Annotated in this window: 12 protein-coding genes and 1 pseudogene; 5 read left to right on the top strand and 8 right to left on the bottom strand. The window is 61.5% G+C overall.

Annotated features, from left to right (window positions below; translation table 11 throughout):
- Positions 1-34: 34 nt before the first annotated feature.
- The 4 genes from PDMSB3_RS27215 to PDMSB3_RS27200 all read right to left on the bottom strand — a co-directional run bounded on the left by PDMSB3_RS27215 (position 35) and on the right by PDMSB3_RS27200 (position 4,548).
- A complete protein-coding gene (locus tag PDMSB3_RS27215) occupies positions 35-1,015 on the bottom strand; it encodes an ABC transporter permease (protein WP_007177127.1) in 981 nt (326 codons plus the stop codon).
- A gap of 13 nt (positions 1,016-1,028) precedes the next feature.
- On the bottom strand, positions 1,029-2,633 hold the full coding sequence (locus tag PDMSB3_RS27210; protein ID WP_165188327.1) for an ABC transporter substrate-binding protein: 1,605 nt from the start codon (positions 2,631-2,633) through the stop codon (positions 1,029-1,031).
- A 311-nt stretch (positions 2,634-2,944) separates the two neighbouring features.
- A complete protein-coding gene (locus PDMSB3_RS27205) occupies positions 2,945-3,289 on the bottom strand; it encodes a DUF3088 domain-containing protein (RefSeq protein WP_007177125.1) in 345 nt (114 codons plus the stop codon).
- Between the two features lie 41 nt (positions 3,290-3,330).
- Positions 3,331-4,548, bottom strand: coding sequence for an acyl-CoA dehydrogenase family protein (locus PDMSB3_RS27200; protein ID WP_007177124.1), 1,218 nt, complete (start codon positions 4,546-4,548; stop codon positions 3,331-3,333).
- 289 nt (positions 4,549-4,837) lie between these two features.
- Between PDMSB3_RS27200 and PDMSB3_RS27195 the strand changes: the two genes are divergently transcribed.
- From PDMSB3_RS27195 to PDMSB3_RS27185, 3 genes are all read left to right on the top strand, one after another.
- On the top strand, positions 4,838-5,128 hold the full coding sequence (locus PDMSB3_RS27195) for a co-chaperone GroES (RefSeq protein WP_007177123.1): 291 nt from the start codon (positions 4,838-4,840) through the stop codon (positions 5,126-5,128).
- 18 nt (positions 5,129-5,146) lie between these two features.
- Positions 5,147-6,787, top strand: coding sequence for a chaperonin GroEL (gene groL, locus PDMSB3_RS27190; protein ID WP_165188325.1), 1,641 nt, complete (start codon positions 5,147-5,149; stop codon positions 6,785-6,787).
- Positions 6,788-7,047: 260 nt separating this feature from the next.
- Entirely contained in the window at positions 7,048-7,284 is a 237-nt protein-coding gene (locus tag PDMSB3_RS27185) for a hypothetical protein (protein WP_007177121.1), read from the top strand.
- A gap of 105 nt (positions 7,285-7,389) precedes the next feature.
- On the opposite strand, the pseudogene PDMSB3_RS38445 reads toward PDMSB3_RS27185, so the two are convergent.
- The 4 genes and pseudogenes from PDMSB3_RS38445 to betC all read right to left on the bottom strand — a co-directional run.
- Positions 7,390-7,605, bottom strand: a pseudogene (locus PDMSB3_RS38445) (pyridoxamine 5'-phosphate oxidase family protein); the annotation flags it as partial.
- A 135-nt stretch (positions 7,606-7,740) separates the two neighbouring features.
- Positions 7,741-8,889: a porin gene (locus tag PDMSB3_RS27180; protein WP_007177120.1), complete on the bottom strand. Its 1,149-nt coding sequence runs from the start codon at positions 8,887-8,889 to the stop codon at positions 7,741-7,743.
- 267 nt (positions 8,890-9,156) lie between these two features.
- The gene (locus PDMSB3_RS27175) at positions 9,157-10,107 is read right to left on the bottom strand and encodes a choline ABC transporter substrate-binding protein (RefSeq protein ID WP_007177119.1); all 951 of its coding nucleotides are present in this window, start codon (positions 10,105-10,107) and stop codon (positions 9,157-9,159) included.
- A gap of 51 nt (positions 10,108-10,158) precedes the next feature.
- A complete protein-coding gene (gene betC / locus PDMSB3_RS27170; RefSeq protein ID WP_007177118.1) occupies positions 10,159-11,697 on the bottom strand; it encodes a choline-sulfatase in 1,539 nt (512 codons plus the stop codon).
- 164 nt (positions 11,698-11,861) lie between these two features.
- On the opposite strand from betC, the gene PDMSB3_RS27165 reads away from it, so the two are divergent.
- Positions 11,862-12,776, top strand: coding sequence for a choline sulfate utilization transcriptional regulator (locus PDMSB3_RS27165; RefSeq protein ID WP_007177117.1), 915 nt, complete (start codon positions 11,862-11,864; stop codon positions 12,774-12,776).
- Positions 12,777-12,914: 138 nt separating this feature from the next.
- Entirely contained in the window at positions 12,915-13,790 is an 876-nt protein-coding gene (gene purU / locus PDMSB3_RS27160) for a formyltetrahydrofolate deformylase (RefSeq protein WP_007177116.1), read from the top strand.
- Positions 13,791-13,804 lie beyond the last annotated feature (14 nt).

Raw genomic sequence — 13,804 nt, 5'->3', positions numbered from 1 at the left:
CTCTGGGAAAAACGGGTGGCGTCAGCGTGATCCGTCACGCGACGCGGGGGTCGAGCCATGCCTGCAGCAGATCGACCAGCACGTTGGCGATGATCACGAGCAGCGACGACAACAGCAGCACGCCGAGCAGCACGCTGAAATCGCGCGCCATCACGGCGTCGAGCGCGAGCCGCCCGAGGCCGGGCCAGCTGAACACCGTCTCGGTCACCGCGGCGCCGCCCAGCAAGGTGCCGAAATGAATCCCAACGATGGTCGTGAGCGGCATCAGCGCATTGCGCAAGACATGGCGCACCGTGACGCGCCACGGGTGCAAGCCCTTGGCCTGCGCGGTGCGCACGAAGTCCTGACGCTGCACTTCCAGCATCGCGGCTCGCGTCAGCCGTGCGTAGATCGCGACGAAAAACGTCGCCAGCGTGGCGGCCGGCAGCAGCACGTGCCGGGCGGCATCGGCGAAATAGGCGAAGCCGTGCAGTTGCACGCCGAGCGTCAGATTGCCGCCGCTCGGCAGCCAGCCGAGGTGCACCGAGAACAGCACGATTGCGAGCAGCCCGATCCAGAAACCCGGCGTCGAATAGAACAGCAAGGCCAGTACCGAGAGCACACGGTCCGGCCACTTGCCGGCCCAATGCGCCATCACCGCGCCGAGCAGCACGCCCGTCACGATCGCGAACGACAACGCCACGCCCATCAGCAACAGCGTATTGGGCAAACGCGAGAGGATCAACTGCATCACCGGCATGTCGTAGCGCGGCGAATAACCGAGACTGAAGTGCGACAGATGCGCGAGGTACGACCACAATTGATGCAGCACCGGCTGATCGAGCCCGAACTTCGCGCGCAGCACCTGCATGGTTTCCACGGTCGCCGAACCGGACTCGCCGGCAAGCACGTCGGCGGCGTCGCCCGGCATCAGCTTCAGCAGGAAGAAGTTCAGGATCACAATGCCGATCACCGTCGGCAGCGCCTGCCATGCGGTACGCCGGAGAATCGCACCGAAACGCAAACCTCGACTCATCGTGCCGCTCCTGTCATGCACTCAGATAAACATCCGCGAGATTGCCTTCTAGGCCTTGCGCGGACACCGTGTGGTTGTGAACACGACGGTTCGCGAGCGTGACCATGCGCGGCGCGACCAGGTTGAGGATCGGCAGATCGCGGTAAACGATCTGCTGGAACTGCTGGTACAGCACCACGCGTTTGCTCTCGTCGGTTTCGACCGCGGCGCTTTCCAGCAGCCGGTCCACTTCCGCATTGCTGTAATGCGGCGCATTCGAAAACGGCACACCGGGGCGGATATTCTTCGACCAGTACAGACGCTGAACGCCCACGCTCGGATCGAATAGCGTATTGACGCCGATGCTCGTGAAATCGAACTGGCGATCGGCATACACACGCTTCAGGAATGCAGGCAGGTCCTGCGAACGCACCGTGACGTCGATGCCGACGCGCCCCAGCGCCGATTTGACATAGTCGGCCTGGCGCCGGTACATGTCGCCGTACGGCAGAAAGTCGTGCGTCAGACGGAAGCGCACGCCGCCGTCCTTGCGCGGATAGCCCGCGGCGTCGAGCAGTTTCTCCGCTTCGGCGGTATCGAACGCATACGGTACGAGTTTTGCGTCGTGATAGGGCGAGCCCGGCGTAATCGGCGTGGGCGACAGATCGGCATAGCCATAGGCCACGGTGCGCTGCACGACCTGCGGGTTGACCGCATGCGCGATGGCCTGGCGCACGCGCAGATCCTTGAGGATCGGATGATCGAGATTGAAGTCGATCTCGGAGAGCGGCTCAAGAAAGCGGTAGCCGCGCGTTTCGACCGCCAGTTGCGGCAGTTGCGTGAGGCGCGGCAGATCCGTGAGCGGCACCGGATTCTCGCCGCCCAGATCGAGCGCGCCGGTTTCGAACGCGGCGGAACGGGCGGCCGCATCGGGAATCACTTTGAAAACCAGGCTGTCGATGTACGGTTTGCCGGCGTCCCAGTAGTCCGGGTTGCGCTCATAGACGATATTGGCACCACGCGTCCATGATTTGAAACGGAACGGCCCGGTGCCAATCGGCGCGTTGTTGTGGGGATTGGACAGCGGATCGCCCTGCGCGTACAGGTGCTTTGGCACGATTGGCGATTCGCCGGCCGAGAGTGCTTTCAACAGATACGGCGCCGGCTTCGACAATTCGATCACCGCGGTGCGGGCGTCGGGCGTGGCGACGCCCGTTACATTCGCGAAAGTACTGCGGCCCCGTGGATGCACTGATTTGAGCAGATCGATCGAGAAAGCGACGTCGGCCGACGTGAACGGCTGGCCGTCGTGCCATTTCACGTTTTGCCGCAAGGTAAAGGTGTACTTCAGTCCGTCGGGGCTGACGGTCCACGCGGTGGCCAATTGCGGTTTCGGGCGCAGGTCGAAGTCATAAGCCAGCAAGCCTTCCAGCACCTTGGAACTCGCGACGAGCGCGGGCCCGGTGGTCTGGAAGATCGACACGAGTACGGGCGGTTCCGGATTGATCAGCATGTTCAGCGTGCCGCCCCGTTTCGGTGCGCCCGCCTCGCCCTGGGCAAGCGCCAGGGCCGGCATGCCGGCCGCCGCGAGCGCCGCGCCCGATGAAATAAGAAATTCGCGTCGATTCAACCGTGCCATGTAATCGAGATCCTTTGCCGATGCTTCGGCCCCTGTCGGCCGAAATGAAATGTCGTGGTGTCGGCAATGCTGCTGCCGCAGCGCTTACGATAAAGCCGCAGCGGCGGTAAAAGAACCAATCGTTATGTATATGCAAAGCACGGTGGGGAGGAAAGGCGCGCCGGATATCGTCGCCGGGTGGCGGGTGAGAATAAGGATTCCGTATCTATGGTCGACAGGTGGCGGTTTCGGCCGGGGTCATGTATCTGCTCCGATGTTCTGACGTCCAGAAGCAAAGCAGAAGACCCCGAACCGTCACCGGGCCGACTACATCAATGCACTTTAGGAAAACCGTGGCGCTGCGCGAGCAGATCGAGAATACGGCGCGTGTCGGTCACGAAGCGCTTGTTGCCGAGCGTCTGGGCATCGGCAGGCGCCGGTTGCTCGTCGCCGAGAATCAGCACTGGCAGACCCTGGTGCTCGGCGTCCAGTGCCTCGATCACCGCGGTGCGAGGACGCGGGAACGGCAGCCGGCGAATGTCGAGGCGGGCGTTGCGCTCGGGATCGCCCGCCAGCAAACCTTCAATGGGCGCTCCGTCCGGGCAGATAAAGCGCTCGCCCGGATGGTTCGGATCGGTGAAGCCCGGTTCCAGCAGTAACAGCAGATCTCGGCTCATGATGTGCAATGCTCGAAAAGGTGTGAATGGATGGCCGTGCGTTAGAACACACGTCCTTCGGTCAGATGCGTGGTCACGCCGTTCAGCTCGTAATCGCCGATCACGCGCGCCTTGTGCAGCAAAGGGTTATGACTGAAGATCGTGCGCAGATTGCGCCAATGGCGGTCGAAATTGTGCGCGCGGCCGGTGGCCGATGCACCGCCAATCTCGAACAGACGCTCGCCCGCATACAGCGCCAGCTTGCTGACCACGAGTTGCGTCTTGGCGGTGGCTAGCGCCCCTTCCAGCACCAGCTCTTCCGCGTTCGCCGCGCCGCTGTGGATCGCATTCGCCGAGCGGTCGAGCGTGCGTGCGTTTGCCGCGATCAGTGCATCGATGGAAAGGCTGTGCGCCGCGAGATCGCCCACCACCTGCTGCACGAAACCGTCCTCGCGTGCCGACGGTGCCGGGCTGTGCAGCACAGGCCGGCCGTATTGCGTCACGTAGCGCCGGGCGTCAGCAACAATGTTCCGCACAATGCCTGCCGCGACCGACACCAGATGCAACTGCCGCAACGCGCTACCGTGCCGGCCGGCGAGCGTCGTATAGCCGCGCGTCGCGACCTCGTGAGAAAAGACCTGCACGTTGTCTAGCACGAGGCTGCCGCTTGCCGTCATGCGTTGCCCCATGCCGTCCCAGTCGTCGAGTACCTGCAACCCTTCGCGCGACACGGGAATCACAATCGACACCTTCTCGTCGTTTTCGTCCTGCACGTTGATCCGCGCGTAGTCGGCAAACGCGGTGCCGGTCGAGTAATACTTTCTGCCCGTCACGCGAAAATGCTCGCCGTCGCGCACCAGCTTCGTGACGATTTCGCCGGGCCGCGCCGTGCCCAACTCGGTAGACGCACCGCCGAAGATCGCCCCTTCCCGTATGCGCTCGATCTGCGTGTCGTTGAAGGCGGAACGCGGCGACAGCAGCAATTGCTCGGTCTGGTCGAAATGAATCCGCAGTGCATGCGCGACATTCGACTCATGCGCGGCCAGCGTGGCGATTACATGAAAGAGATCTTCCAGCGATCCGCCCAGACCGCCCCACTCGGCCGGAAAGCGGAGTACGCCGAGACCGGATTCACGAAACAACGCGAAGCGGTCGAATGGCAACTCGCGCCGCAATTCACGTTGCGCGGCGTCTTCGCCGATCGCCTGAGCCAGTGCCGGCAACCCGGCGAGTGCCGCTTCAAGCCTGGCGCGCGCCGTGGTGTCCTGTGAGACCTGCATGCCTTGATTCCTTGTAAAAGCCCACGGATCGCGTGCGATCCGACTGTTGAGTTGGGAGAGTGATCCGGCGCCCCAATAGGACATGCCGATGCAACGGACCAGTATAGGGACGTGGCTCCCCGCGCAAAACCAGCGAATCGAGCTATGAATATTCGCGATTGTGAAATGCGAATTGCGGATAAGGATCGATGAATCCGTTATTGGAGCAACGCGCGACTCATTTCTATACTCGATCCCGGTCAGCACTCACCAACGACGAGTGCCAGAAATTAACCGTGGAAATCGAATCATGAGCCTACGTCCCTTGCATGACCGCCTGATCGTCAAGCGTCTCGACCAGGAGACCAAAACCGCTTCAGGCATCGTCATTCCCGAAAGCGCCGCGGAAAAGCCCGACCAGGGCGAAGTGATCGCCATTGGTCCGGGCAAGCGCGATAGCGACGGCAAACGCATCGAGCCCGATCTGAAAGTCGGTGAACGCGTGCTGTTCGGCAAATACGCCGGGCAGTCGGTCAAAGTCGACGGCAACGAACTGCTCGTGCTGCGCGAAGAAGATGTGGTCGCAGTCGTCACTCAATAACGAACGGAGCGTCAAATCATGGCAGCAAAAGAAATTATTTTCAGCGATGTCGCCCGCTCGCGGCTGGTCGAAGGCGTCAACATTCTGGCCAATGCGGTGAAGGTCACGCTGGGTCCGAAAGGCCGCAACGTGGTGCTGGAACGCAGCTTCGGCTCGCCCGTCGTGACCAAGGACGGTGTTTCGGTGGCCAAGGAAATCGAACTGTCGGACCGCGTGCAGAACATCGGCGCGCAACTCGTCAAGGAAGTCGCTTCGCGCACCAGCGACGCCGCGGGCGACGGCACCACGACGGCGACCGTGCTCGCTCAGGCCATCGTGCGCGAAGGTCAGAAATACGTAGCGGCGGGCCTCAACCCGCTGGATCTGAAGCGCGGCATCGACAAGGCGGTGATCGCCGCGATCGACGAGCTGAAGAAGATCAGCAAGCCGACCACCACCAGCAAGGAAATCGCCCAGGTCGCGACGATTTCGGCCAACGGCGAAGAGTCGATCGGCCAGCGTATCGCGGAAGCGATCGACCGCGTCGGCAAGGAAGGCGTCATTACCGTGGAAGACGGCAAGTCGCTCGACGACGAACTCGACGTGGTGGAAGGTCTGCAGTTCGACCGTGGCTACCTGTCGCCGTATTTCATCAACGATCAGGATAAACAGGTCGCCGTACTCGATAACCCGTTTGTGCTGCTGCACGACAAGAAGGTGTCGAACATTCGCGATCTGCTGCCGATCCTGGAACAGGTCGCGAAAGCCGGTCGTCCGCTTCTGATCATTGCGGAAGACGTGGAAGGCGAAGCGCTCGCCACGCTGGTCGTGAACAACATTCGCGGCATTCTGAAGACCGTTGCGGTGAAGGCGCCCGGTTTCGGCGATCGTCGCAAGGCGCTGCTCGAAGACATCGCTATCCTGACCGGCGGCCAGGTGATCGCCGAGGAAACCGGCCTGTCGCTCGAAAAAGCGACGCTCGCCGAACTGGGTCAGGCCAAGCGCATCGAAGTCGGCAAGGAAAACACCACCGTGATCGACGGCGCGGGCGACAGTAAAAACATCGAAGCGCGCGTGAAGCAGATCCGCACGCAGATCGAGGAAGCGACCTCCGACTACGACCGCGAAAAGCTGCAGGAACGCGTCGCGAAGCTCGCAGGCGGCGTGGCGGTGATCAAGGTGGGCGGCGCAACCGAAATCGAAGTCAAGGAAAAGAAAGACCGTGTCGACGATGCACTGCACGCAACGCGCGCCGCGGTAGAAGAAGGCATCGTGCCTGGCGGCGGTGTCGCGCTGATTCGCGTGAAGCAGGCGATCAGCGGGCTCAAGGGCGCGAATGCCGATCAGGACGCCGGCATCAAGATCGTGCTGCGGGCGCTCGAAGAACCGTTGCGCCAGATTGTCACGAATGCCGGCGAGGAAGCGAGCGTGGTGGTCGCGAAGGTGGCGCAAGGCACGGGTAATTTCGGCTACAACGCTCAGACCGGCGAATATGGCGATCTGGTCGAGTCGGGCGTACTCGATCCGACCAAGGTCACGCGCACCGCGCTGCAGAACGCGTCTTCGGTAGCCGGCTTGCTGCTGACCACCGACGCCACCGTCCACGAGGCACCGAAAGATACACCGGCCGCGGGTCAGCCGGGCGGCCCTGGCGCAGGAGGCCCGGGACTCGATTTCTGACAACCCTCCTCTCCCGCCAGACACCAGGCGGTTAACGCAGGCAACACGGGCCGGCATTCGCTTTACAGCGGAGCCGGCCCGTGCCGTTTGTGCTTTTCCCACGGGTTTGGTGCGCGCCCATCCCCGCCGGCTAGGGCTCCGCAGACTAATTCAACGTTTCTACAACAAACTAAATATTGCGGTGCAGCAAAATGCGACTAAACTCGAATCAGGAGTCTGCAATTTGCACTCACGGTCGTGCTGTGACGGAGGAATGTGCCATGACGACTTATGAGGCTTTACACGTGCCGAACACGGCTGTTCTGCATGTATTCGAGCAGGATGGCGGCTGGCATTGGGGTATCACCACGCCGCGCGCGGCGGGATCCGGATTCAAGGTGGTTGCATTCAGCAAGGAAACCTTCCCGGTCGAGGCGGCGGCCCGTAGCGATGGCGATCGCGCGTTGCGCTGCCTGTCGAGCGCTTCGGGCGCCGAGGTCCGCGAGTCGGCTCACTGACGCCGCGCGCGACGTCGGCCACGCTATCGTTCGCCTCCCCCGGAGATCCAGCGTTACGCCCGCACCCGCGCCGGGATCCCCGGCAACCGGATGCGCCATGCAAATTAGCGCCGCACCGGGTTCGATCTGCACTTCGACGACAGTCGTGCGCTTCACACTCGCCGGACCGAAGGCCTCGAAACGGATACGCTCATCCGCCACATTCAGTCCGCGCAACCCTTCGTACAGGTCACGCATGAACTGTCCGGGTCCGCACAGATAACAGTCGTAGTCGGCGAAAGGCAGGACGCGTTTCAATGCGTCCATGTCGATACGTCCTCCCGATACGCCGTCCGCCGGCAAAGGTGCGTGCGCTGATCGAGACGTTCAGGAAGCAGCTCGAACGCACATCGTGATGGCGCGGGCGGTCCCCGTCACATGGAACACCGCCCTGTTGTTGCGCGTTAGAAATACCCGTCAGAACGAATGCCGCATGCCGATCCGCACATCGGTCTGCGTGTTCGAGGTGGACGGTGTGAAGCTATAGCCGATCACCGCGTTCACGCCATCTGAAGCTCGCAGATAGTCGCCGGAAATATAGACGTCCGTGCGCTTGGACAGCAGGTAATGCAGCCCGAGCGAACCCTGATTCCAGTGGTTCCCTTCGAATCGCGTGTGCTGATAACCGCCGTACAGCATCAACGCCGGAGTGAAGGTATAAGAAGCGCCCGCTTCATAGACTTGCATATGCGAGGTCTCGCCGAGGCCCTTGATCGTCGTGTAGGTGAAGTCACCGCTCAACATGACTTTGCCGATCGTGTAGGCCGCGCCCACTGCAAACGCCCCTTGCTCGTCGACCGGGAACGACGACGAGCTATACAGATCCGTCACCGCGCCGGTTGCCGGATCGACAGAAACGGTCGGTTTGCCGAGGAACGTGCGCGTGCCGATCATCGCGTACGGGTCGAATGCGTAGATGCCGTACGGATTGTTCAACTGCGTATAGGCGGCGCCCATGTTGAACGCGCTGTGCTCGTAACGTGCGCCCACGCTCCAGGCGCTCTTGTTATGAAAGTCGCCGGCCGTATTGCCGAACGAATACATGCCGCCGAACGAAAAGCCGGCATAGTCGTTGGAGAGAAACTTGACCGAATTCGGCAGCCGGTCGCCATTCATCCGGTCGAAGTCGCCCTGATGGATCGCGTAGCCGCTCGCCCATGCCGAGATGTTATACAGGTAGACAAATTCTTCGGTCATATCGAGCTGGTTACCTAGCGAGAGCGTACCCCAGTTGTTCTTCAGGCCGACATAAGCCTGGCGGCCGAACTCGGCGCCGCCGAATGCATATTGCCCGTTACCCACGTGAAAACCCGACTCGAGTACGAACACGGCCTGCAAGCCGCCGCCGAGATCTTCCACGCCCTTGAAGCCGATCCGGTTGCCGTATGAAATACCGTCGTCGAATTTGAACTGGTGGGCACCACCGGCATTGTTCACGTAGGTGATACCGGCATCCAGAATGCCGTACAGTGTGACGCTGCTTTGCGCATGGGCCGCTGTCGGCGCGAATACGGCGCTTGCCGCGATAGCGAGTCCCGAAAGGCTGACGGCATTGCTCTTCTTCATCTAATTCTCCCCTGCTCTTTGCCTGCGTATTTCGTTGGATAAAGCGATCCCTGCTGCGCGCTGTTGACCAACGCGCGGCGCTTCTCGCATGACGGGCAGTTCGAAACCGGCTGAGGCCGAGTAAAACGGATTGAAGCTATTCGCGATGCATGCAATGACCAGTCGCCCTACATCGCCGGATCAAGAATACGAGTCCAGATTCACAGGGATTCGACCGGATGCGACATAAATCTGTCGCCCGGCGACCTCATTGTTAGGAATACGCTGTTATTTCACGCCGAGTGCGGTCTGCACGGCTTGCAAGCCATTGGCGCCGCCGGCCGTGTTCACGCCGTCGAGCCACGACTTCAGCAATTCGGGGTGACGCTTGAGCGCTTGCGTCGCGGCTGCATCCACGGTGGACTTCTTTTCGAGTACTTCGGTGATCACGCCGTTTTCCAGATCGACATTGAAGGTAAGTTGCCTGAAGAGCCGCCCGACATTCGGACACTGCTCGGCATAGCCGCTGCGCGCCACCGTATTGACCGTGGCACCGCCGTAATTGGGCCCGAAGTACTTGTCACCGCCGTCGAGATAGGTGAGCTTGAACTTCGTGTTCATCAGATGCGGTTCCCACGCGAGAAAGACTATCCACTTCTTCTCGCGCACGGCGCGCTCTACCTGCGTGAGCATGCCGGTCTCGCTCGACTCGACGAGCTTCCAGTTGCCGAGGCCGAACGCCTTGTCGTCGACCATCTTCTTGATGTTCTGATTGGCCGGCGCGCCAGGCTCGATGCCATAGATCTTGCTGTCGAATTTGTCCGCGTTCTTTGCCAGATCCGCGAAAGAATGAATGCCGGCGGCGGCCACATAGTCGGGCACAGCCAGTGTGAACTTGGCGTTGGTCAGATTCGGATGCACGACCTCGATCGACTTTTCTTCCTCGAACGGCTTGACGACTGGTGCCTGCGCCGGCATCCAGTTGCCGAGAAACACGTCGATCTGACCTTTCTTCAAGCCCTGGTAGGTGATCGGCACCGACAGGTTCGCCACGTTCTGCTTATAGCCGAGCGCTTTCAACAGTACGCCGGTCATCGCATTGGTGGCGTCGATGTCGGTCCATCCCGGCCCCGCCATGTTGACCTGCGCACACGACTGCGGCTCGGCGGCGTATGCGAAAGTGCCCGACGCGCAAAGCAGCACAGCGCCAATTACCGCCTGTTTGAAGAGCTTTTTCATTATGTCGGCTTCCTGTTCGTGAGGTGGGTTGCATGGTTAGCAGTGCGATGGTCAACGCACGACGGCGGGAAAGCGCGCCATCGCTTCGAGCGAATCCAGATCGATGTGATTGCGCATATAACGCTGGCTCGCATCCACGTGCGGCTGCCAGTCCCATGACGCGACCACGCCCTGCGTCGTGGAGGCGAAATGAAAATGACGGCGCCGCTGACTTTGCAGCACTTCGTTGTGCAGCGCGGCGAGATCCCAGCGTTGCGCGATCTCCTCACGAAAAGCCGCGACCCGTGACGCGTATTCGCTGCGCGTGGCAAGGTTCTCGCGCTCCAGCGGGTCTGCGGCGACGTCGTAGAGTTGATCCGGATCGACGGGCGTGTGAATGAACTTGAAGCGGCCGCGCCGCAACATCACGATCGGTGCAACGGCTCCCTCGGCCAGATATTCGCCGATCGCTTCGTCATGGCCGCCTTGCCTGCCCAGCAGATGCGGAACGAGGCTTTGTCCATCGAGCGAATCGGGCCACGCGGCTGGTTGTTCGCCGCGCGCCAGCTCGACCAGTGTGGGCAGCAGATCGAGATGCGAGACGCTCGCCTCTACGCGATGCGCGTCGAATTGCTGCGGTGCGTGCACGATCAGCGGAACGCGGCAACCGCCTTCGAAGAAGGTCATCTTGTACCAGAGCCCACGCTCGCCCAGCATCTCGCCGTGATCGGAAGTCACCACGATCACCGTGTCTTTCGCGAGTCCCGATTGTTCCAGCGTTTCGAGGATCGCGCCGAACTGATCGTCGACGTAAGAGATCGCGCCGTAATAGGCGCGGCGCGCATTGCGGATCTGCTGGTCGGTGGGCGGTGTGCGGTCGGTTTCGCAGACACGGCGCAGGCGCTTCGAGTGCGGGTCGGCGTCTTCGAACGAATCGCGAAAGGCGGGCATGTCGATTTCTTCGTCGCAATACATGTCCCAGTACTTTTGCGGAATCGCGTAGGGATCGTGCGGATGCGTCAGCGAGGCGACCAGGCAGAACGGCCGCGCATCTTTGCCGGCATGACGTTCGCGTGCGATATCGAAGAGTTTCTGGCGAGTCGTGAACGTGACTTCGTCGTCGAAGTCGAGTTGGTTGGTGCGCACGCACGGGCCGGCGTCGATCACGGAACTCATGTTGTGATACCACGTGGGGCGCATTTCGAAATGCTCCCAGTCAGGTGTCCAGCCGAAGTCGGCCGGATAGATGTCCGTGGTGAGCCGCTCTTCGAAACCATGCAACTGATCGGCACCGCAGAAATGCATCTTGCCCGAGAGAATGGTGCGATACCCTTCGGCGCGAAGATAATGTGCGAAAGTCAGCGTTTGCGACGGAAACTCCGCTGCATTGTCATAGGCACCGATTGCCGAAGGCAACTTGCCCGACAGAAAAGAAAACCGCGAAGGCGCACACAGCGGGCTCGCGCAATAGGCCGATTCGAATACCACGCCTTGCTTTGCGAGGCGATCGAGATTGGGGGTTTTCGTCAGACGGTGTCCGTATGCGGCTAGTGCGAACGGCGTCATCTGGTCTGCCATCAGAATAAGAATATTCTTTTTGGTCTCAAGCATGAGTGCGTGCCTCGAATAGAATCGCAAGTGTCGGTGCAGATGGTGTTATGAGTTGCAGCGGCGAACGGGCGACCGGCATGCCGGGCCCGTCATGCGCACCACTATTGCCGTTCAATTCGCCACTGTGAAGACGGCAATTCGTTATGTGCCTATAAGGGGGTGTTATGTCGAGGCAGGATCGCTTGCCGCCGATGCAGGCGCTGACCATGTTCGAATCCGCGGCGCGTCTGGCCAGCTTCACAGCAGCCGCGCGCGAATTGGGCTCGACGCAGCCTGCTGTCAGTCAGCGCGTCGTGCAGCTTGAAGAAGCGCTGGGCACTCCGCTTTTCGAGCGCGGCCATCGCGGCGTCACGCTCACGGAAGACGGCCTGCGTCTGTTCGAAGCGGTCCGCCATGCGCTCGACACGATTCGCCTCGCCACCACCGAAATCCGCGCGCGACGCACGCCGCAAACCCTCACGCTCTCCACGGATTTCGGCTTTGCGACCTATTGGCTGATGCCGCGCCTGTCGCAGTTCAAGGCGCTGATGCCGGACGTCGACGTGAAGATCATCACGTCGCAAAACGTATTCGATCCGTCGCACGATCAAACGGACATCGCCATTGCATTCGGCGACGAACACGCGGACTGGAGCGCGCGCGGCGCGGTCAAGCTGTTTCCCGAACGCGTCACGCCGGTGTGCAGCCCCGCTTTTATCGCTGCGCGTCCGTCATTGCGCACACCGTCCGACCTGTTGCACCTGCCGCTGCTGCATCTCGAACCAACCCAGCCGGCGCGCTGGCTCTCGTGGGCCGACTGGTTCGCCGCGCACGCACTGGACGCTCCCGCCGCGCATCGCGGCATCACGTTCAACAGCTTTACGCTCGTCGCCCATGCGGCGATCATGGGCCAGGGCGTCGCGCTCGGCTGGGCGCCGCTCGTCGACGAACTGCTTGCCACGGGGCAGCTCGTCGAACTGTTCGATCCGCCGGTCGTCACGGAACGCGGCTATATGCTCGTCACACAGCGGGCGGCAACACCCGCGGTCAGCGCCTTTCGTCAATGGTTGCTCGATGAATGCGGGCTCGACGCCGAATGAGCACCGCTCGGCGCATCTGGCGTTCCCGTTCCAGCGCGACGGCGTTTAGCTTCTATCCGCGCACTCGCCTGATTTGCTCTACTGCGATGATGCATGCCGCGCCCTGCGGCATCGCCCTATCGTCCAAGTGGAGAGTGCATGTCCGCCGATTCCCGTCCCGATCAACTGGTTCTCACCGTCGCGTGTCCGAGCGCGGCGGGCCAGGTTGCCGCCGTCGTCGGCTTTCTCGACCGGCATCATTGCTATATCGACGAGCTGACTGTTTTCGACGACGACCTCAGTGAGCGCTTCTTCGTGCGTTGCGTGTTCCACGGCGTCAACAGTAACGAGACGCTGCACGCCGCGGCCCTCAAGCGCGAATTCGAGCCGATTGCCGAGCGTTTCCGCATGACGTGGGCGATGCATGACGTCGACACGCGGCCGAAGGTTCTGATCATGGTGTCGAAACTCGAGCACTGTCTGGCCGATCTCTTGTTCCGCTGGCGCATGGGCGAGCTGAAAATGGATATCGTCGGTATCGGCTCGAATCATCGCGATCTCGAACCGCTGGCGCAGCAGCACGGCCTGCCCTTCCACCATCTGCCGATCACGGCCGATACGAAGCCGCAACAGGAAGCGCGCCTGCTCGATCTGTTCGAGACGTCGGGTGCGGAGTTGATGATTCTCGCGCGCTATATGCAGATTCTGTCGGGTGAAACGAGCCGTGCACTCGCGGCTAGCGCGATCAATATCCACCATTCGTTTCTACCCGGCTTCAAGGGCGCGAAACCGTACCACCAGGCGCACGCGCGCGGCGTCAAACTGATCGGCGCGACCGCGCACTTCGTGACCGACGATCTCGACGAAGGTCCGATCATCGAGCAGGTGGTAGAGCGTGTCGATCATTCGTATAGCCCGGAGCGTCTGCTTGCCACCGGGCGCGACGTCGAATGCATCACCCTCGCGCGCGCGGTCAAAGCGTTTATCGAGCGGCGGGTGTTCATCAATGGCGATCGGACCGTTGTGCTGCAATAAACGAAAACGCCGCT

The sequence above is a fragment of the Paraburkholderia dioscoreae genome (assembly GCF_902459535.1).
Classification (GTDB): domain Bacteria; phylum Pseudomonadota; class Gammaproteobacteria; order Burkholderiales; family Burkholderiaceae; genus Paraburkholderia; species Paraburkholderia dioscoreae.
The sequence above is the reverse complement of the archived record's forward strand: the minus strand, read 5'-3'. Positions and strand labels throughout refer to the sequence as shown.

What these genes read in the sequence shown, in the direction of transcription:
- PDMSB3_RS27205 (WP_007177125.1), bottom strand. Translation starts at nt 3,289, where the DNA reads ATGAGCCGAGATCTGCTGTTACTGCTGGAACCGGGCTTCACCGATCCG.
- PDMSB3_RS27215 (WP_007177127.1), bottom strand. Translation starts at nt 1,015, where the DNA reads ATGAGTCGAGGTTTGCGTTTCGGTGCGATTCTCCGGCGTACCGCATGG.
- PDMSB3_RS27195 (WP_007177123.1), top strand. Translation starts at nt 4,838, where the DNA reads ATGAGCCTACGTCCCTTGCATGACCGCCTGATCGTCAAGCGTCTCGAC.
- groL (WP_165188325.1), top strand. Translation starts at nt 5,147, where the DNA reads ATGGCAGCAAAAGAAATTATTTTCAGCGATGTCGCCCGCTCGCGGCTG.
- betC (WP_007177118.1), bottom strand. Translation starts at nt 11,697, where the DNA reads ATGCTTGAGACCAAAAAGAATATTCTTATTCTGATGGCAGACCAGATG.
- PDMSB3_RS27210 (WP_165188327.1), bottom strand. Translation starts at nt 2,633, where the DNA reads ATGGCACGGTTGAATCGACGCGAATTTCTTATTTCATCGGGCGCGGCG.
- PDMSB3_RS27180 (WP_007177120.1), bottom strand. Translation starts at nt 8,889, where the DNA reads ATGAAGAAGAGCAATGCCGTCAGCCTTTCGGGACTCGCTATCGCGGCA.
- PDMSB3_RS27165 (WP_007177117.1), top strand. Translation starts at nt 11,862, where the DNA reads ATGTCGAGGCAGGATCGCTTGCCGCCGATGCAGGCGCTGACCATGTTC.
- PDMSB3_RS27200 (WP_007177124.1), bottom strand. Translation starts at nt 4,548, where the DNA reads ATGCAGGTCTCACAGGACACCACGGCGCGCGCCAGGCTTGAAGCGGCA.
- purU (WP_007177116.1), top strand. Translation starts at nt 12,915, where the DNA reads ATGTCCGCCGATTCCCGTCCCGATCAACTGGTTCTCACCGTCGCGTGT.
- PDMSB3_RS27175 (WP_007177119.1), bottom strand. Translation starts at nt 10,107, where the DNA reads ATGAAAAAGCTCTTCAAACAGGCGGTAATTGGCGCTGTGCTGCTTTGC.
- PDMSB3_RS27185 (WP_007177121.1), top strand. Translation starts at nt 7,048, where the DNA reads ATGACGACTTATGAGGCTTTACACGTGCCGAACACGGCTGTTCTGCAT.